At 73.9% G+C, this 18,021-nt stretch carries 19 protein-coding genes; 13 read left to right on the top strand and 6 right to left on the bottom strand.

What is annotated here, in order from left to right:
• Positions 1 to 73: 73 nt before the first annotated feature.
• Positions 74 to 1,306, top strand: coding sequence for an ROK family protein (locus tag ACLJOU_RS35685; protein WP_410573674.1), 1,233 nt, complete (start codon positions 74 to 76; stop codon positions 1,304 to 1,306).
• A gap of 27 nt (positions 1,307 to 1,333) precedes the next feature.
• On the opposite strand, the gene ACLJOU_RS35690 is transcribed toward ACLJOU_RS35685, so the two are convergent.
• Entirely contained in the window at positions 1,334 to 1,564 is a 231-nt protein-coding gene (locus ACLJOU_RS35690) for a hypothetical protein (protein WP_410573675.1), read from the bottom strand.
• 83 nt (positions 1,565 to 1,647) lie between these two features.
• On the opposite strand from ACLJOU_RS35690, the gene ACLJOU_RS35695 reads away from it, so the two are divergent.
• The 3 genes from ACLJOU_RS35695 (at position 1,648) to ACLJOU_RS35705 (ending at position 4,405) form a co-directional block, all read left to right on the top strand.
• A complete protein-coding gene (locus tag ACLJOU_RS35695; RefSeq protein WP_410573676.1) occupies positions 1,648 to 3,138 on the top strand; it encodes an MFS transporter in 1,491 nt (496 codons plus the stop codon).
• 2 nt (positions 3,139 to 3,140) lie between these two features.
• The gene (locus ACLJOU_RS35700; RefSeq protein WP_410573677.1) at positions 3,141 to 3,695 is read left to right on the top strand and encodes a TetR/AcrR family transcriptional regulator; all 555 of its coding nucleotides are present in this window, start codon (positions 3,141 to 3,143) and stop codon (positions 3,693 to 3,695) included.
• 155 nt (positions 3,696 to 3,850) lie between these two features.
• The gene (locus tag ACLJOU_RS35705) at positions 3,851 to 4,405 is read left to right on the top strand and encodes a snapalysin family zinc-dependent metalloprotease (protein WP_410573678.1); all 555 of its coding nucleotides are present in this window, start codon (positions 3,851 to 3,853) and stop codon (positions 4,403 to 4,405) included.
• 27 nt (positions 4,406 to 4,432) lie between these two features.
• On the opposite strand, the gene ACLJOU_RS35710 is transcribed toward ACLJOU_RS35705, so the two are convergent.
• Positions 4,433 to 5,212, bottom strand: a complete 780-nt coding sequence (locus ACLJOU_RS35710) for an APC family permease (protein WP_410573679.1) — start codon at positions 5,210 to 5,212, stop codon at positions 4,433 to 4,435.
• A gap of 121 nt (positions 5,213 to 5,333) precedes the next feature.
• On the opposite strand from ACLJOU_RS35710, the gene ACLJOU_RS35715 reads away from it, so the two are divergent.
• The 5 genes from ACLJOU_RS35715 to ACLJOU_RS35735 all read left to right on the top strand — a co-directional run bounded on the left by ACLJOU_RS35715 (position 5,334) and on the right by ACLJOU_RS35735 (position 8,461).
• Complete coding sequence (locus ACLJOU_RS35715) at positions 5,334 to 5,936, top strand: TetR/AcrR family transcriptional regulator (RefSeq protein WP_410573680.1); 603 nt, start codon at positions 5,334 to 5,336, stop codon at positions 5,934 to 5,936.
• Complete coding sequence (locus ACLJOU_RS35720; protein ID WP_410573681.1) at positions 5,933 to 6,997, top strand: P1 family peptidase; 1,065 nt, start codon at positions 5,933 to 5,935, stop codon at positions 6,995 to 6,997. Before ACLJOU_RS35715 ends, ACLJOU_RS35720 begins: the two co-directional genes overlap by 4 nt.
• A gap of 68 nt (positions 6,998 to 7,065) precedes the next feature.
• Positions 7,066 to 7,224 carry a CopG family transcriptional regulator gene (locus ACLJOU_RS35725; RefSeq protein ID WP_410573682.1) on the top strand — a complete coding sequence of 53 codons (159 nt, stop codon included), beginning with the start codon at positions 7,066 to 7,068 and terminating at the stop codon, positions 7,222 to 7,224.
• A 1-nt stretch (position 7,225) separates the two neighbouring features.
• Positions 7,226 to 7,570, top strand: coding sequence for a VOC family protein (locus tag ACLJOU_RS35730; protein WP_410573683.1), 345 nt, complete (start codon positions 7,226 to 7,228; stop codon positions 7,568 to 7,570).
• A 3-nt stretch (positions 7,571 to 7,573) separates the two neighbouring features.
• Positions 7,574 to 8,461, top strand: coding sequence for a class I SAM-dependent methyltransferase (locus ACLJOU_RS35735; protein WP_410573684.1), 888 nt, complete (start codon positions 7,574 to 7,576; stop codon positions 8,459 to 8,461).
• Here ACLJOU_RS35735 and ACLJOU_RS35740 read toward each other — a convergent pair.
• The 3 genes from ACLJOU_RS35740 to ACLJOU_RS35750 form a co-directional block, all read right to left on the bottom strand.
• Complete coding sequence (locus ACLJOU_RS35740) at positions 8,415 to 9,023, bottom strand: TetR/AcrR family transcriptional regulator (protein WP_410573685.1); 609 nt, start codon at positions 9,021 to 9,023, stop codon at positions 8,415 to 8,417. The two genes, ACLJOU_RS35735 and ACLJOU_RS35740, sit on opposite strands and share 47 nt — an antisense overlap.
• A gap of 571 nt (positions 9,024 to 9,594) precedes the next feature.
• Positions 9,595 to 11,070 carry an FAD-dependent oxidoreductase gene (locus ACLJOU_RS35745; protein ID WP_410573686.1) on the bottom strand — a complete coding sequence of 492 codons (1,476 nt, stop codon included), beginning with the start codon at positions 11,068 to 11,070 and terminating at the stop codon, positions 9,595 to 9,597.
• Position 11,071: 1 nt separating this feature from the next.
• Entirely contained in the window at positions 11,072 to 11,974 is a 903-nt protein-coding gene (locus tag ACLJOU_RS35750) for an AurF N-oxygenase family protein (protein ID WP_410573687.1), read from the bottom strand.
• Between the two features lie 103 nt (positions 11,975 to 12,077).
• On the opposite strand from ACLJOU_RS35750, the gene ACLJOU_RS35755 reads away from it, so the two are divergent.
• Both ACLJOU_RS35755 and ACLJOU_RS35760 read left to right on the top strand, forming a co-directional pair.
• The gene (locus ACLJOU_RS35755; RefSeq protein ID WP_410573688.1) at positions 12,078 to 13,637 is read left to right on the top strand and encodes an adenylate/guanylate cyclase domain-containing protein; all 1,560 of its coding nucleotides are present in this window, start codon (positions 12,078 to 12,080) and stop codon (positions 13,635 to 13,637) included.
• A 112-nt stretch (positions 13,638 to 13,749) separates the two neighbouring features.
• On the top strand, positions 13,750 to 14,670 hold the full coding sequence (locus ACLJOU_RS35760) for an alpha/beta fold hydrolase (RefSeq protein ID WP_410573689.1): 921 nt from the start codon (positions 13,750 to 13,752) through the stop codon (positions 14,668 to 14,670).
• 4 nt (positions 14,671 to 14,674) lie between these two features.
• On the opposite strand, the gene ACLJOU_RS35765 is transcribed toward ACLJOU_RS35760, so the two are convergent.
• Entirely contained in the window at positions 14,675 to 15,688 is a 1,014-nt protein-coding gene (locus tag ACLJOU_RS35765) for a zinc-dependent alcohol dehydrogenase (protein WP_410573690.1), read from the bottom strand.
• Positions 15,689 to 15,757: 69 nt separating this feature from the next.
• Here ACLJOU_RS35765 and ACLJOU_RS35770 point away from each other — a divergent pair, with 69 nt between their 5' ends.
• Positions 15,758 to 16,357 (top strand): TetR/AcrR family transcriptional regulator, encoded by a 600-nt coding sequence (locus tag ACLJOU_RS35770; protein WP_410573691.1) that lies wholly within the window; start codon positions 15,758 to 15,760, stop codon positions 16,355 to 16,357.
• Positions 16,354 to 17,979, top strand: a complete 1,626-nt coding sequence (locus ACLJOU_RS35775; protein WP_410573692.1) for a CocE/NonD family hydrolase — start codon at positions 16,354 to 16,356, stop codon at positions 17,977 to 17,979. The genes ACLJOU_RS35770 and ACLJOU_RS35775 overlap by 4 nt, the downstream gene beginning before the upstream one ends.
• Positions 17,980 to 18,021: the final 42 nt, after the last annotated feature.

Below are 18,021 nucleotides of genomic sequence, written 5' to 3' on the forward strand. Positions count from 1 at the left end.
CCGCCGGTAAAGTTGCGGCAACTCAGGAGGACGTGTGGGGCAAAACGGGCCACCGGCCGGAACCCCGGCACACATGCGGGCACTGAACCAGCGGCTTGTCCTGGAGCGGCTGCGCGGGCGGGGCGAAGCGACCCGGCCCCGGATCGCCGCCGACACCGGCTTGTCCAAACCCACGGTCGGCCAGGCGCTGCTCGACCTGGAACAGCACGGACTGGTCCGCGCCACCGGGCGGAGCCTGGCGGGCCCGGGCCGCGCGGCCGTGGTCTACCGGGCCGCGCCGGACGCCGGGCACGTCGTCGGCGTCGACATCGGGCGGCGCGTGCTCCGGGTGGCCGTCGCGGACCTCGACGGCAGCATCGTCGCCCGGCTCGACGAACCCAACCGGTGCCGCTCGGCCAGTGCGCTGGTCCGCACGGTGCGCGAATCCGTCGCCCGCGCGGTGGATTCGGCCGGGCTGCGGCCGCACGACGTCGTGTCGACGGTGGTCGGCACGCCGGGTGTCCCCGACCCGGCGTCCGGCACGGTGCACCGCGCGCCCAACCTGCCGGGCTGGGAGCGGCGCGGGGTGCTGCACGAGCTGGTCTCGGCGCTGGCCGCCGCGGGGTCGGACGTGGTGGTGGAGAACGACGCGAACCTGTGCGCGGTCGGCGAGCACGCCCTCGGCGCGGCGCTCGGGGTCGACGTGCTGGTGTGCCTGACCGTCGGCACCGGCATCGGGATGGGCCTGCTGGTGGACGGCAAGCTGTTCCGGGGCGCGCACGGCGCGGCGGGTGAGATCGCGGACCTGCCGTTCGGGCCGCTGTCGTCGGGTCCGCTGCCGTCGGGCTCGCCGTCGTCCGGCTCGGCGTCGTCCGGCTCGGCGCCGTCCGGTGCTGCCGTCCGGCGGCCCGGCCCGGTGGAGACGGCGGCGGCGGGCCACGCGGTGCTGGCCGCGGCCCGCTCGCTCGGGCTGGCGAAGGCGAAGTCGGCGAAGGACGTGTTCCGGCTGGCGCGCGCGGGCGACGAACGCGCGGTGCGGGTCGTCGAGGAGGAAGCCGAGAAGCTGGCGTACGTGGTGTCGGCGGTGACGGCGGTCCTCGACCCGCGCCTGATCGTGCTGGGCGGTGGCATCGGCGGCAACGCGGACCTGCTGGCCGGACCGATGCGCCGGGCCCTGGCGGCGACGATCCCGGCGGTGCCGGACATCGTGGCCGGCCAGCTGGGCGAGGACGCGGTGCTGGCCGGAGCGATCGCCACCGCCCTGGAGACGGCCCGCGAGCTGGTGTTCGACCGCCGCGGCCTGCGCCCGGCCGCGGGCGGCGACTGAGGGGGCCGCTCCTCGCCGGCGGTGGACCTAGTCCGACGGTCCCCGCAGGGTGAGCACCACCCGCAGCACGTACTCGACCGCCGTGCGGAACGCCGGGCCGCGCAGCTCGCCGCGGTCGGCCAGGTTCCGGGACGCGAACTCCAGCTCCCGCTCCGGGCCGCCGCGGCAGACCACCAGCGCCGCGATCTCCTCGAAGTCGAGGTCCGGGTGGTCCAGGCGCGTCAAGGCGAATTCGATGATCAGTTCCTCCGCCGTCACACGCACCCCTTCCGGTCTCTCCAGCTTACCCGTGACCGGTCTCACCAGAGTTACTATACCGTCCAGACGGTATAGTAAGTGCCATGACCGCCACCCTGCCGACTTCCGCCTCGCTGTTGAGCCCCCGGCGCCGCTGGGCGGCGCTGGGCGTCCTCGTCGGCGCCGTGCTGCTGCTCGCGGTCGACGGCACCGTGCTGTACCTGGCGGTGCCGTCGCTGACCCGCGAACTCGCGCCGACCGCCACCGAGATCCTCTGGATCGGCGACGTCTACTCCCTGGCCCTGGCCGGGCTGCTCGTCACGGCCGGAAACCTCGCCGACCGCTTCGGCCGCAAGAAGGTGCTGCTCATCGGCACCGCGGCGTTCGGGCTCGCCTCCGCGCTGGCCGCCTTCTCCCCCACCGCCGGGGTGCTCGTCGTCGCGCGGCTGCTGCTCGGGGTCGCCGGCGCGACGATCATGCCGTCCACGCTGTCGCTCATCCGGACGCTGTTCCCCGACCCGCGCGAGCGCACCCGCGCCATCGCGATCTGGTCGGCCGGCTCGGGCGGCGGCATCGCGCTGGGCCCGCTGGTCGGCGGCACGCTGCTGGAGCACTACTGGTGGGGTTCGGTGTTCCTGATCAACGTGCCGATCGTCGTCGTCTTCCTCGTCGCGGGCGCGTGGCTGCTGCCGGAATCGCGTGACCCGAACCCCGGGCGGTTCGACCTGCTGTCGGCCGCGCTGTCGCTCGCGGCGATCGTCCCGCTGGTCTACGCGGTCAAGCACGCCGTCAGCGCGGGCTTCGACCTGCGGGTGGGCGTCGCTGCCCTGATCGGGCTGCTCGCGGGCGTCCTGTTCGTCCGCCGCCAGCGCCGGGCGGCCGACCCGCTGATCGACGTCACGCTCTTCCGCAACGGCGCCTTCAGCGGGGCGGTGCTGGCGAACTTCATCGCGGTCTTCGCGCTGATGGGCCTGCTGTTCTTCTTCTCGCAGTACCTGCAGCTCGTCCGCGGGTTCTCGCCGCTGCAGGCCGGCTTCGCGGAGATGCCGGCGACACTGGCCTCGATCGTCGTCGTGGCCGCGGTCGGCGTGGTCGCCGGACGGCTGGGCCGCGGCCGGGCGGTGGCGGCGGGCCTCGCCGTCGCCGCGCTGGGCCTCGCGCTGGTTTCGCTCGCCGAACGGGCGCCGCAGTACTGGTGGCTGGGCCTGACGCTGGTGCCGGTCGGGCTCGGCGTCGGGCTGGCGCTGACGCTGACCGTCGATTCGGTGCTGTCCGCCGTCCCGAAGGACAAGGCGGGCTCGGCGTCGGCGATCTCCGAAACGGCGTACGAACTCGGTGCGGCGCTGGGCATCGCGATCCTCGGCTCGCTGGTGAACGTGGTCTACCGCGCGTTCCTGCCGCCCGGCCCGGTGCCGAGCGAGGTCCGCGACTCCCTCGCCGGCGCCGCGAGCGTGCTGGACCCGGCCGCGGAACTCGCCCACGCGGCCCGGGAAGCGTTCACCGGCGCCATGCAGGTGACATCGCTGGCGGCGGCCGCCGTCACCGCCGTCGCCGCGGTGATCGCCTGGCGTACGATTCCGTCCGGAAAGGACTGAGCATGCCTCGCAAGGCCGGGCGCAGCCCGGAGGAGACGCGCCGCACCCTGCTCGACGCCGCCGCGGCGGTCATCCGCAGCCGCGGCGTGTCGGCCTCGCTCGACGACATCGCCCGCGCGGCCGGCGTGTCCAAAGGCGGGCTGCTGTACCACTTCCCGGCCAAGGACGCGCTGGTGCGCACGCTGGCCCAGGACCTGCTGGACGCGTTCCGCACCGAGGTCGAAGCCGCGCACGATCCGGCCGACACCGCCCCCGGCCGGCTCACGCGCGCGTACGTCCGGGCGTCGCTGGACACCTCCCACGACGAGGTCGCGGTCCGCGAGAACATCGCCCTGATCGCCCTGCTGATCTCCATCCCGGAGGTCGCGGAGCTCGCCCGCGCGGACGCCCGCAGGTGGGAGCGCGAACTCCACGACGACGGCCTCCCGCCCGACGTGGTGACCCTGGTGGTGGCCGCGGCCGACGGCGCGAGCACGGCACCGCTGTGGGGCGTGGGCCTCGACGTCGCCGCCGCGCGGAAGCTGGAGCGGCAACTGCTCGCCCTGACCCTCGGGTGATCGTCCGGCCCCGGTGTCAACCCGACTTTGGTGTTGGGAAATCACCACTTCCCGCGCCCTACGTTAGTCGGCTCCGGCGAAGGTGTCTTACGGGTAAATTCTCGACAGCGCGCGCAATTCCGGCAAATCCCCGTCCCCCACGAGGAGTCTTTGCGATGTCGAGGAAGTTCGCCCTGGCCGGCGCCGTTGCGCTTGCCCTGACCGTCACCCCGCTCGCCGCGGGGACCGCGTCGGCCGCCACCGAGCAGCAGGCCGCCGTCACCACGGTCTACTACAGCACCTCCAGCGCACCGTCGTTCCGCTCGGTGATCAACGCCGGGGCCGCCAACTGGAACAACAGCGTCACCAACGTCCGGCTGGTCGAGCGCAACTCCGGTGGCGCGAGCCTGCGCTACACCGAGGGCAACGACCCCCGCGGCTCCTACGCCTCCACCAACGGGCACGGCAGCGGCACCATCTTCATCGACTACACCCAGGCCCGCCAGTACAACCCGACCCGCATCGCGGCGCACGAGACCGGGCACGCCCTCGGGCTGCCCGACCACTACTCGGGCCCGTGCTCGGAACTGATGTCGGGTGGCGGCCCCGGCCCGTCGTGCACCAACGCCTACCCGAACGCGACCGAGCGTTCCCGGGTGAACTCGCTGTGGGCCAACGGCCTCGTGGCGACGAACCAGCAGCGCGCCGTCGAAACGATCTACGGCTTCTGATCGGTCGGCGTGCCGGTGGCCTCCGGGTCACCGGCACGCTCCGGCGGCTCTTCGGCAACCTCGGCGAGCCGCCAGCCGCCGCGCCGGCGCAGCACGACGCCGTAGTACGCCGCCGCCAGCACCACGATGCCGGCCGTCACGAGCAGGCTCGGCCGGCCCACCGCCGGGTCCAGCCGAGCCGTAGCCGTTGTAGGCGAACATCGCCACGGCCATCGCGATCGCGATGGCGCCGACGGTGGCCGGGCCGCCGTCCGCGGCGACCGGGTGGACGACCAAGTCGGTGAACGGCCGTGCCGGGTGCAGCAGGCCGAGCGCGCTCACGACCACCAGCGCCAGCAGTTCGATGGCCAGGAAGATGCCGGTGACCCAGGCGTTCACCTTGATGTCGAACACGCCGACCACGGCGGCCAGCACGCACGTCACCGCGGCCACCGTCGGCCCGGGCAGGCCCGGCCACAGCACGCCCAGGTAGGTACCGACGCCCAGGGCGATCACCGCGACGATCAGCACCTGCGTGATGAGCATCAGGCCCAGCACGGCGAACCCGGGCAGCCGGCCCAGCGTGCGCGCGACGATCGCGTACTCGCCGCCGGCCACGGGGAACGCCGACGCCAGTTCGGCGTAGACGAACGCCATGAAGACGCCGACGACGGCGGCGGCCGCGAAGCTCAGGAACGCTCCGGTGCCGGCGCCGGTGAGCACCCCCGGCGCGATGATGAACACCGACGACGCGGGGCTGATCGCCGACAGCGTGATGAGCAGGGTGCCGAGGGTCCGCAGTCCGCGGCGCAGCGCCGGTGTGGGCACGATCGGGCCTCCAGTTCTTCGAAGCTCCTTCGACAAACCCGGGTGACCACGGATCAAAGGCTTATGCAACGCCCAAGTCAAGTACTTGCTTTTCTCGAAGATCCTTCGAACAATGACCGGCATGGCACGACCGAGCAGGGCCGGAGAACGGCGGGCCGAGCTGATCGCCGTGGCGCGGCGCGCCGTCGTCGAGCGCGGAGTCCTCGACCTGAAACTGCGGGACATCGCCGACGGCGCCGGGCTGTCGTCGGGCACGGTGCTCTACTACTTCCCCACCCTGGCCGGCCTGCTGCAGGAGGTGCAGCGCGAGGCCGTCGAACGCTTCTGCACGCAGCGGGAAGCAGCCGCCCGGAGCGGCACGCCGGCCGAACGGCTCGTCGCCACGATCCGCAGCGGCCTGCCGGCCGGCCCGGACGACGAACTGTGCGTGCTGCTCTACGAACTCGGCACGATCGCCCGCCGCGACCCCGCCTACGCCGCCCGGCACATCGCGCTCTACGAACGCCAGGTCCGGATCTACACCGGGATCCTCGAGGCCGGCGCGGCGACCGGCGAGTTCACCCTGACCACCGACGCGGTCTCGATCGCCCGGAACCTCGTCGCCCTCGAAGACGGCTACGGCCTGCACCTCACCCAGGCCGTGCCGACGCTGGAGCGGGCCACCGCGGAAGCGATGCTGCTGTCCTACGCCCGGACCGCCTGCGCACTGGAGGACCCGTCGTGACCCGTGCCCGCGACCTGGGCCTCGCGCTGCCCGGCCGGCCCGGCACGCACAACGCGCTCACCGACGTCCCCGGTGTCGAAGTCGGCTACACGACGCTGGTCGAGGGCGAGTCGGTGCGCACCGGCGTCACCGCGGTCCTCCCCCGCGGCCGGGCGGGCTTCGCGGTGCCGTGCGCGGCCGGGACGTCCGCCCTCAACGGCAACGGCGAGATGACCGGCACCGCGTGGCTCGCCGAGACCGGATCGCTGACCCTGCCGGTGCTGATCACCAACACCCACGCCGTCGGGCCGGCCCACCGCGGCGTGATCGACTGGGTGGTCCGCGAGCGCCCCGACGTCGCGGCCGAGTGGCTGCTGCCGGTGGTCGCCGAGACGTGGGACGGCTACCTCAACGACATCAACGCCCCGACGCTCCACAGTGGACACGCGGTGGCGGCGATCGACGCGGCCCGTCCGGGCCCGGTCGCCGAAGGCTCGGTCGGCGGCGGCACCGGGATGACGTGCTACGGCTTCAAGGGCGGCACCGGCACCGCGTCCCGGGTCGTCGCCCACGGCGCGGACGAGTACACCGTCGGCGTGCTGGTGCAGGCCAACTTCGGCAGCCGGCGCGAGCTCACCGTCGCGGGTTCGCCGGTGGGGCGGTCCCTCACCGCGGACGACCCGATGGCGGACTGGGCGGCCGCCCCCGCCGGCGCGGGTTCGGTGATCGTCGTCGTGGGGACGGACGCACCCCTGCTGCCGGGCCAGTGCACGGCGCTCGCCCGCCGGGTCCCGCTCGGCCTCGCCCGCACGGGCACCACGGGCTCGCACTTCTCCGGCGACCTCTTCCTCGCCTTCAGCACGGCCAACCCCGGCGCGCTGACCAGCACGTTCCCCCGCACGGCCGCGGCCGGATACGAGAGCCTGCGGTTCGTGCCGTGGGGCCGGATCGACCCGTTCTTCGAGGCGGTCGTGCAGGCGGTGGAAGAGGCGGTGCTCAACGCCCTGGTGGCCGGCCGGGAGACGACCGGCCACCGGGGCCGGCGGGTCCCCGCGCTGCCGCTGTCGCACTGGCTCGGCTGAGGCGGCCGTCGCGGCCGGCAGTGTTGCGCACCTAGCATGCTAGCATGCTAGCATGCTAGCCTCGGGATGTGGGCGATGACGACGTCAAGCAGTTCAACGTGTACCTGCCGATCGGCTTGATCCGGCAGGTGAAGCACCGGGCCATCGAGACCGAGCGGTCGCTCTCGGCGCTCGTCGCCGACGCGCTGCGCGCCTACCTCGCAACCGAACCCGAGAAGGAGCACTGACATGACGACCGAGGGCGTCGAGGCGATGTACCTGGAGACGCACAACTGGGGCAAGGCGGCCAAGTTCTTCCAGGCACTGGGGTACCAGCTCGAGTTCGCGACCGACCACAACTCCGGGCAGCTGCGCAACGGCGACGGCCCCTGGCTGTTCATCGCCGAGGTGCCCGAAAGCCGGGAGCCGCTCACGCAGATCGTGTTCAAGGTCCCGGACGCGGACGCGTTCGAGGCCGGCGACATCGTCGAAGTGGTCACGCCGTTCGAGGAAACTCACTACGGGACCCGGGAAATGACCGTCCGCGACCCGGACGGGCGGACGTGGACGCTGTCGGCGCCCGGAAAGGCCTGAGGAGTGGCCACGCCGGACAGCACGGCGGTGCGGACCGCGCTGTGGCGGGCGCTGCACGTCGAAGTCGATCCGCCGCCGCACGTGTTCGCCGACGACCTCGGCCTCCGCCTGGCGGACCCGGGCGACGGCTGGCGGGACCGCGAAGACATGGACCCGGCCACCGCCGGCCGCTACCGGGCCGGCATGGTGGCCCGCGCGCGGTTCGTCGAGGACCTGGTCACCGCCGAAGCCGCGCGGGGCGTCGGCCAGTACGTGATCCTCGGGGCCGGGCTCGACACCTTCGCCCAGCGCCGCCCGGACATCGCGGCCCGCCTGCGAGTGTACGAAGTGGACCAGCCGGGGCCGCAGGCCTGGAAGCGGGCGCGGCTGGCGGAACTCGGCCTCGGCGTGCCGGACTGGCTGCACTTCGTGCCGGTCGACTTCGAGACGGCGTCGTGGTGGGAGCGCCTCGCGGCCGCGGGTTTCGCGGCGGACGAACCGGCGGTCGTCGCGTCCACCGGGGTCAGCATGTACCTGACGAAGGCGGCGAACGCGGCCACGCTGCGGCGGATCGCCGGGTTCGCCCCGGGATCCACGCTGGCGATGACGTTCATGCTGCCGGCGGAGCTCCTCGACGACGGCGAGCGCGCCCGCCACCGGGCCATCGCGAGCAAGGCGAAGGCGGCGGGGACGCCGTTCGTCAGCTCGTTCGCGCCCGAGGAGCTGCTGGCGATGGCCCGCGAGGCCGGGTTCCCCCGCGTCGCCCACGTTTCGGGAGCGGAACTGGACGCGCGCTACTTCGCGGACCGCACCGACGGGCTGCGGATCGTGCGGGGCGAGGAGTTCCTCGTCGCCACGACGGGAGTCACGGCCGGGGCTGCTGCCCGAGGTAGGCCCGCAGCATCGTCTTGACCGGCTCGAGGAGTTCGGGCGCGCCGTCGCCGCGGAACGCTTCCTGGATCACCGCGTCGGCGGCGAGGAACGCGGTGCGGCACGCCACCGCCGCCTCGTAGTCGTCGCGCAGGAGCTGCTGGGCGACGAGGATGCGGTGCACGCCGGTCGCCATCACGCGCTTGTGCGCGAGGTCGGCCTCGCGGGTTCCGTCGGTGAGGCCGCGGCCGAACCACAGCGCGCGGAAGCCGGGTTCCGCGCGGTAGAGGCCGGCGAAGGCGTCGACGAGCAGGCCGACGGGATCGGCCCAGGTTTCGCGCGCCGCCTGCTCGGCGAAGGAGTCCATCAGGTCTTCGAGGCGGCCGAGGTAGAGCTCGCCCAGCGCCTCGGTGATCGCGGCGCGGTCGGGCAGGTACTGGTACAGGGCGCCCACCGAAATCCCGGCTTCGGCGGCGACCCGGGTCGTCGTCAGCGCTTCGACGCCTTCCTCGCCGAGCAGGCGGTCGGCGGCCGCGAGCACCTTGGCCACCTTCTCGCGCGAACGCGCCTGGCGCGGCACCCGGCGCAGCCGGCTCTCGGTCATCCCGTCCCCAACCTGAACGTGACTTTGATTCGGATTTATTTTAGCCGCGGACCGTGGCAGTCGGCAGTTCGGTGCACGAAGACGCGCGGCGCGCGGGTGTCCGGCCGGACCTGGCGCCTGCGCACCTGGGGATCTATGCCGCTGCGGGCGCGGTCGTGCACGCCCATCCCCCGCGGGCCACCGCGGTGTCCATGTCGCTCGGCGAACTGCCGCGCGGGCACCACAGCAGCGCACGGCTTCGTCCACACCGGACGCCGAGGTCCGCCGGCGCGCCCGCGCCAAGGCCGGCCGCGCTGGCGCCGGCGCGCGGTGCTCGACGGCATGGCCGGCGGGTCCCTGGAATCGGCTCGCGGACCCCGGTCGCGGACACCCGTCTGGGTGACCCTCGAAGTCGCCCACGGCGGGTTCGCCACCGGTGGTGGCGGGCGCGGATTCGCGCCGGACGGCACGCTGCGGGCGGCGCCGGACGACGCTTGCCGGGCTGGACGACCGGCCCGCACCGGTGCCACTGGCAACGCCCGAAGCTGCGGCCGGAAACCGTTTCCCACCCGCGGTTTCCGGCCGCAGCAACTCACCCGCGGCGGAGCAGTCTCCCCCGCAGACCCTTGCGCCGCACGGACAACCGGCCGGCCACCACGTCCTCCAGCAGCGCCCCCACCGTCTCCCGTGCGCACGCCTTGTTCGCGCCGATCCCGCCCGAGGGCCCGCGCTTGATCCAGCCCGCCACATACACCCCCGGGCGCCCGGGGACCCGGCCCGCCGAGTTCGGGACTGTCCCCGCCTCCTCGTCGAACGGGAGCCCCGGCACCGCGACGCCGCGGAAGCCCGCCGCCCGGATCGCCCGGCCCGCCGCGATCTCGACGTCACCCTCGGGGCCCGATGCCACCACCGCGCGGACTTCCGTGTCGCCGCCGAAGGCCACCGGGGCCGAGTGGAACCGCAGCACGATGCGGCGGCCCTCCGGTGGCGGTCCCGACCAGTCCACCCGCTCCCGCGGCACCCCCTGCAGCCACGCCGCCTTCTCCCCCGGCTCCGCACCGTCGATGGCCGCCGGGATCCGCGGGTCGTGCGTGTCCACCACCAAGCCGCCTCGGGCCGCCAACGCCAGCAGTTCCGGGCGCGTGTAGGCCGCCGTCTCCGGGCCCCGGCGGGCCAGGAGCACCACCTCGCGGACCTTCGACGACCGCAGGCGCGTCAGGGCTTCCGGTGCGATCGACGTCTCCGCGAGCGCCTCCGGGTCCGCCGTCAGGATGCGCGCGATGTCCAGGGCGACGTTGCCGGTGCCCACGACGACCACGCGGTCCGCCGAGAGGTCGACGGCGTCGGGCTCGACGTCCGGGTGGCCGTTGTACCAGCCGACCACCGTCGCGGCCGGGAGGCTGCCGGGCAGGTCCTCGCCCGGGATGCCGAGGCGGCGGGCTTCGGTGGCGCCGACCGCGTAGATCACCGCGTCGTGCCGGTCGGCCAGTTCCGGACCGGCCGGCACGCCCAGCCGCAGCCGGAGGCGGGGGTGGTCGTGGAACCGCGCGAACGTCTCGCCGATCTTCTTCGTCGACGGGTGGTCCGGGGCGACGCCGTAGCGGATCAGGCCGCCGGCCACCGGCAGGCGGTCGACGAGCGTCACGCGGGCGTTCGTGTGCAGCAGCAGGTCTTCCACCGCGTACATGCCCGCCGGGCCGGTGCCGACGACGGCGACGTCCAGGGGCGCGAAGTCGCTCGGCAGCACGCGCGCGAACGACGGCGGGGCCCACCGGTGGAAGTTCGGCGCCGCCGAGACCTCGGCCAGCACGTCCCGGCCCGCGTAGTAGTCGGCGTTGAGCTGCTCGTACGCCCGCAGCGGCCCGGTCAGGTCGCCGGCCGGGAAGATCGCGTCCACCGGGCAGGCGTCGGCGCAGGCGCCGCAGTCGATGCAGGTGGCCGGGTCGATGTAGAGCAGGTCCGTCGTCCCGAAGTCCGGCTCGTCCGGCGTCGGGTGGATGCAGTTGACCGGGCAGACCGACACGCACGTCGCGTCGGCGCAGCAGGTCTGCGTGATCGCGAACGCCATGTCAGATCAGGTTCGCGCGCTTGTAGAACCACAGCGACGGCTTGGTCAGCAGCCCGGCCGAGTGCAGGAACTCCATCAGCCCGGCACAGCTGGACCGCAGCATCGACTTGTGGTGCTCGTTCGCCTTCGCCTCGCGCCGCGCCCGCTTGCCGTCCAGGCCCGCGTTCTCGTAGACCTTGGCGTTCACCATGCTCGTCACGATGAAGTACGACGCGATCGCGACGACCAGGCCATTGACCTGCCGCCGGACCCAGCCGGCGCCGCGCAGCCGCTCGCGGGTCTCCTCGCGGGCGAACTTCATGTGCCGCGACTCCTCCACGACGTGGATGTTGTTGATGGTGCGCACGAACGGGACCACGCGCTCGTCGCGCATCCAGTCGCGCTGCATCACGTCGAGGACCTCTTCGGCCACCAGGATGGCCGCGTAGGCCGCCTCGCCGGTCGCGGTGGCCTTGAACACCCGGCCCAGCTCGACGACGAACCGGCGCGGCCGGTAGGCGGGCGCGCGCAGCTTCGCCGCGCCGCGGGCGAACATGATCGAGTGGCGGCACTCGTCGGCGATCTCGGTCAGCGCCCACTGGAACGCCGGGTCGGTGGGGTCCTTGGCGTAGAAGTCGCGCAGGACCATCTGCTGCAGGATCATTTCGAACCAGATCCCGGTGCTGGCCACCGACGCCGCCTCCTGGCGGGTCAGCTCGCGCTGCTGCTCGGGGGTCATGTCGGCCCAGTAGGAGGTGCCGTAGAGCGTGCTCCACTCCGGGCTCGCGCCGTGGTAGTCCGTGTCCAGCGGCGTCTCCCAGTCGACCTCCCTGACGGGGTCGTAGGACAGCTGCTCCGACGAGTCGAGCAGCCGCCGCGCCACGGTCTCCCGGTCCGACACGCCCGATTCGCTGATGCTCGTCACGACCGACCTCCTCGTCAGGTGTTACCCAAGTTCACTGTTACCAACCGTAACACATACTCCGGCACCCGTCTGCGGGAAGTTCAGTGAACAACCGTACACTCGGATGGTGATCCCAGGACGCGCCCCGGCGGAGCCGTTCGGCTCCGGCCTGCTCGGGCCGCTCGACCAGAACGCCACCGCGCTGCGCCGGCGCGTCCAAGGCCTGCTCACCGCCGCGTTGATCGCCACCAACGTGATCGGCGCGCTGGTCGTGGTCGGGCTCGCGGCGCTGCTCATGCCGGCCCCCGGCATGTCCGGCGAACTCGTCCGCGTCACCGCGGTCGCAGTACCCGTGTACGTCGTTTCGGCGGTGGTCGCCGGCACGCTGTGGGGCACCCGCGGCGCCCTCCGGACCCTGCGCTGGGCGGCCGACGGCCGGGAACCGAGCGACGGCGAGCGCGCCGCGAGCCTGCGCGTCCCGTTGCGCCTGACGTTCGTGCAGGCCGTCCTGTGGGGTATCGCGACCCTGCTCTTCGGCGGGCTCGCGGCGGTGGTGCAGCCGGAAGTCGTGCTCACCGAGCTGCTCGTGGTCGCCTTCGCCGCGGTCGTCGTCTGCGCGATCGCCTACCTGTTCGGCGAGTTCGCCATGCGGCCGTACGCGGCGCTCGCGCTGGCGGGCACCACGCCGCCGCGGCCGGTCCACGGCGGGGTGAACCGGCGGATGCTGCTGTTCTGGTGCCTGGGCACCGGGGTGCCGGTGGCCGGGCTGGTGGTCACCGCGGTGCTGGCCTGGGTGCGCGGCGACGTCTCCCCCACGAAGCTCGCCGTGTCGGTGATCGCGCTCGGGCTGGTCGTGCTGTGCTTCGGGCTGCTGGTCACCGTGTTCACCGCCCGCTCGGTGGTCAACCCGATCTCCTCGGTCCGCCACGCGCTCGCGCGCGTCCGCGCCGGGGACTTCACCGTCGGGATCCCGGTCTACGACGCCACCGAGCTGGGCCTGCTGCAGGCCGGGTTCAACGACATGACCGCCGGGCTGGCCGAACGCGAACGGCTGCGCGACCTCTTCGGCAGGCACGTCGGCCACGAGGTCGCGGTGGCGGCCATGCGTACGTCGGCCGAGCTGGGCGGCACGGTCCGCACGGTTTCCGTGCTGTTCGTCGACCTCGTCGGGTCGACGGCGCTGGCCGCGAGCCGCCCGCCGGAGGAGGTCGTCGGCCTGCTCAACCGGTTCTTCACGGTGGTGGTCGACGAGGTCGACCGTCACCACGGCCTGGTCAACAAGTTCGTCGGCGACGCCGCACTGGCCGTCTTCGGCGCGCCCGCGCCGCTGCGCGACCACGCCACCTGCGCGCTGGCCGCCGGCCGCGCGATCGCCCGCCGGCTGGCCGCCGAGGTGCCGGACGGCCCGGCCGGCATCGGCGTGGCGACCGGGGACGCGGTCGCGGGCAACGTCGGCGACCCGCGCCGCTTCGAATACACGGTGATCGGCGATCCGGTCAACGAAGCCGCGCGGCTGACCGAACTGGCCAAGCACGCGCCCGGCCGCCTGCTCGCCTCGTGGACGGCGGTGCAGGCCGCGGCCGCCGCCGAAGCCGCCCGCTGGACGGCGACCGAGGACGTCACCCTGCGCGGCCGCACCCGACCGACGACGCTCGCTTCGCCGCTTCCGGGCGGGGCCGGCTGAGAAACCCCTCACCGCGCCGGTTCCGCCAGCTGCGGAAACGGCTCCGGCGGGCGTCCCGCCGGCCGCGCCCTCCCGTACGGTCCGGAATGGACAACGGCGAACGGGGAGACGAATGCCCACACACCGGACCGTGGACGTCGGCGGCCTGCGCATGCGGATCACCGAGCAGGGCACCGGCCCGCTCGTGCTGCTGCTGCACGGCTGGCCGGAGACAGCGCATTCGTGGCGGCACCAGCTCGGGCCACTGGCCGACGCCGGCTACCACGTCGTGGCGCCGGACCAGCGCGGCTACGGCGGCACCGACTGTCCCGAGGACCCGGGCCGGTACACGCTGCTGCACCTCGTCGGCGACGTCGTCGGGCTGATCCACGCGCTCGGCGAGCGGGAGGCGATCGTGGTGGGCCACGACTGGGGCGCCCCGGTCGCGTGGCACACCGCGCTGCTGCGCCCGGACGTCGTCCGCGGCGTCGCCGGGATCAGCGTCCCGCCTGCCCTGCGGGCCCCGGCGCCACCGCTGAGCCTGCTGCGCGAGCGGTTCGGCGACGGGTTCTACCAGCTCTACTTCCAACAGCCCGGTGTCGCGGAGGCCGAGTTCGGCGCGGACCTGCGCACGACGTTCCGCAAGCTGCTCGGCGGGAGCGCGGAGGCTCCCGTGGTCCGGGACGGCGAAGGCTTCCTCGACCGGTTCACCGAGCCGGAAACGCTGCCGTCCTGGCTGAGCGACGAGGACGTCGACGCCGCCGTCGAGGCGTTCGGGCGCTCGGGGTTCACCGGCGGGCTGAACTGGTACCGCAACATCGACCGCAACTGGGAGCTCCTCGCCGCGTGGCGGGACACGCCGATCACCCGGCCCGCCTTCTACCTGTGCGGCGACGGCGACCTCACCCGGGCGTTCACCGACAGCAGCCGCATCGCCGCGGCCGCCGCCGACCTGCGCGGTGTCGTCGACGTGCCGGGCGCCGGGCACTGGGTGCAGATGGAACGCCCGGACGAGGTCAACCCGGCCCTGCTGGAGTTCTTCGCGCAGCTCTGACCGCTCAGCGGCGCGGGTCGATGTGGACCTTCGGACCGGCGCCGCCGGTCCGCTCGCCCGCGAGCACCGCCCCGACGTCACCCAGCCCCACGGTCGCCGCGACGAGCGGCCGCGGGTCGACCGATCCGCTCGCGTACGCGGCGATCGTCTCGGCCAGCCCGGGGGACGCCGACAGGACGCCGACCGCGGTGACGTCCTTCAGCACCAGCGCGCGGGTGTCGAGCCGGCTGGGCGCCCCGGACAGTCCGATGTAGACGACCCGCCCCGCGGGCTCCACCAGCTCCACGGCCAGCGCGGGTGAAGCGGCGGCGCCGGTCGCGTCGACGACCGCGTCGAAGGCCACGGCGGGCAGGGTTTCCCGGGTCCAGGTGTGCGCGAAGCCGAGGCTGCGGGCGAAGCCGAGCGAGCCGACGCCCATCAGGTGCACTTCGGCGCCCGCCGCGCGCAGGAACATCGCCGTGAGCAACCCGATCGTCCCCGGTCCGAGCACCAGCGCCCGGTCGCCCGGGCCCACGCCGGCCGCGCGGGCCGCCCGCAGGGCGTTGCCACCCGGTTCGACCAGGGCCCCGAGCACCGCGTCCACCGGCTCGGGCAGGGCGTGCAGCGACCACGCGGGCACGGCGAGCCGTTCGGCCAGCGCCCCCGCCCGGCCGCCGCGGATGCCGACCTCCTGGCGCCGCTCGCACGTGTGCTGGTGCCCCCGGCGGCAGCGGCGGCACGTCCGGTCGCCGAGCATGGTGTCGCCCATGACCCGCCGGCCCAGCCAGGCCGGGTCCACGCCGTCGCCGACCGCGGTGACGGTGCCCGCCCACTCGTGGCCGAGCCGCATCGGGTACGCCGAGTGCCCCTGGTGGAGGTAGGCCATCTCGCCGGTGAAGAACTCGACGTCGGTGCCGCACACCCCGGCGCGTTCGACGTCGACGACCACCTCACCCGGCACGGCCCGCGGCGCGGGGACCTCCTGCACCGAGCCCGCCCGCGGACCGGTGAGCACGAAGGCTCGCATCGTCGAAGACATGGCCGCATCCTCGCACGGCCCGGTCCTCGACACTTGCCCTTTTATTGACACCTGTCCATTATCGAGAGCGTGCCCGGCGATTGGACGACCGAAGCGCCCGCCAAGGACCGGCGGGTGCGCCGGTCGCGGGCGGCGCTGATGCGGGCCGCGGTCGAGCTCGTGTCCGAACGCGGCTCCGCCGCCGTTCCGGTGTCCGAGCTCGCCGAGGCGGCCGACGTCAGCCGCCAGGTGCTCTACCAGCAGTTCGGCGACCGCGACGCGCTGCTGCTGGAAGCCGCGCTCGACCTCGTCCGGCGCGAACTGCTCGGCGAACTCACGGCTCCCGGCGGCGAAGACGCGGCGGCCCTGGCCCTGGGCCGGCACTTCGCCCGGTACCGGCGCTTCTACCGCGCCCTGCTGACCGGGGCGTCCGCCTTCGCCCTCAACAAGGCCCTGACCGGCCTGTTCCTGCCGGTCAACCGGGCGAACCTCGGCCGGGCCCTCGGCGGCCGCCTCGACGCCGAAGGCCTCGAGGACCTCGCGACCTTCCTGACCGGCGGGGCCGGGGCGGTCGTCAACGCGTGGGTCGTCGACGGGCCGGACCCGCTCGACCCGCGGGAATTCGCCGGACGGCTGCTGCGGATGCAGGCGGTCGTCGCCGCGCTGCTCACGAAGGAGGCCGTCCGGTGATCAGCCGTGTCGTGCAACGCCTGCTGGACCTGCCCGCACCGGTCACCCGGCGCCTCACCGTCCAGCGGGACCTGCGCGTCCCGATGCCCGACGGGGTCGAGCTGCTCGCCGACCGGTGGGCGCCCCGCGCAGGCGGGGACGGGCTGCCGGTCGCGCTGGTGCGCACGCCGTACGGCCGCCGGGGCGGCTTCGGGGCGATCCTGGCCCGCCCGCTGGCCGAACGCGGGTTCCAGGTGCTGATGCAGAGCACCCGCGGCGGCTTCGGCTCCGGCGGCCTCTTCGACCCGCTGCGGCAGGAACGCGAAGACGGGCTCGCCACGCTGGACTGGGTGGTGGCGCAGCCGTGGGCCGGCGACGCGGTCGTGCTCGTCGGCCCGAGCTACCTCGGCTACGTGCAGTGGGCGGCTGCGGATCGCCTGCCCCCGCAGGTGAAGGCGATGGTCCCGCAGGTCACCGAGTCCGGGCTGACGCTGGAATTCCTGCGTGAGGACGGCCTTTCGCTGGAGACGCCGTTCGGGTGGGGTGTCCAGGTCGCGGTCCAGGAGCGCCGGTTCGCGCCGCTCCGGCACCGCAGCCAGGCGAAGAAGCTGCAGCAGGCACTGAACACCCTGCCGCTCGCCCAGGCCGACGTCGTCGCCATCGGGCGCCGGTCCGACTACCTCCAGGACGTCCTCACCCGCACCGAGCACCACCCGCGCTGGGCGGAGGCCGACCACCGGCACCGCGTCGCCGACGTCGCCGTTCCGGTCAGCTCGGTCGCCGGCTGGTACGACATCTTCCTGCCGGGCCAGCTGCGCGACTACCGCACGCTGCAGGACGCGGGACGGCGGCCGCGGCTGACCGTCGGGCCCTGGACCCACGCCGGGGGCCGCGACCTGCTCCGCAGCACGGGTGCGGCCCTGCGCGAAGCCCTCGGGTTCGGGCTCGCGCACGCCCGCGGCGAGCGGCCGCCGGAGCGGGCGCCGGTCCGGCTGTTCGTGATGGGCGAGGAGGCGTGGCGGGACTTCGCCTCGTGGCCGCCGGAAGGCTATGCGCCGCAACGGTTCCACCTGCAGGCCGGAGGAGCGCTGTCCCCGGACGTGCCCGCGGAGGCCGCGCCGGACCGCTACCGCTACGACCCGGCGGACCCGACCCCGGCCGCCGGCGGCGTCCGCATGGCTCCCGACGCGGGCCGGGTGGACAACGCGGCGCTCGAAGCCCGTGCCGACGTCCTGACCTACACCACGGCGGTGCTCGGCGAAGACGTCGAAGTGATCGGGGACGTGCACGCCGAGATCTGGTTCCGCTCGAGCCTGCGGTTCGCCGACGTCTTCGTCCGGCTCTGCGACGTCGGCCCGGACGGCCGGTCGGTCAACGTCTGCGACGGCCTCACCAGCCTCCGCGACGCCGACGAGCCGGCCGCCGTCGGAGTCCGGTTGTGGCCGACGGCGCACCGGTTCCGGCGCGGCCACCGCATCCGGGTCCAGGTGTCCAGCGGCGCTTTCCCGCGCTACGCCCGCAATCCCGGCACCGGCGAACCGCACGCCACCGCGGTCACGCTGCGGGCCGCGGACCAGCAGGTCCACCACGACCCGGCGCACCCGTCGGCGATCGTGCTTCCCGTGCGGGATTTTCGCCGCTGACGCCGGCAGCTTCACCCGGCTGACCGGCAGCGCGGGCAAGGC

This window comes from Amycolatopsis sp. cmx-4-61 (assembly GCF_046548775.1).
In the GTDB taxonomy this organism is placed as follows: Bacteria; Actinomycetota; Actinomycetes; order Mycobacteriales; family Pseudonocardiaceae; genus Amycolatopsis.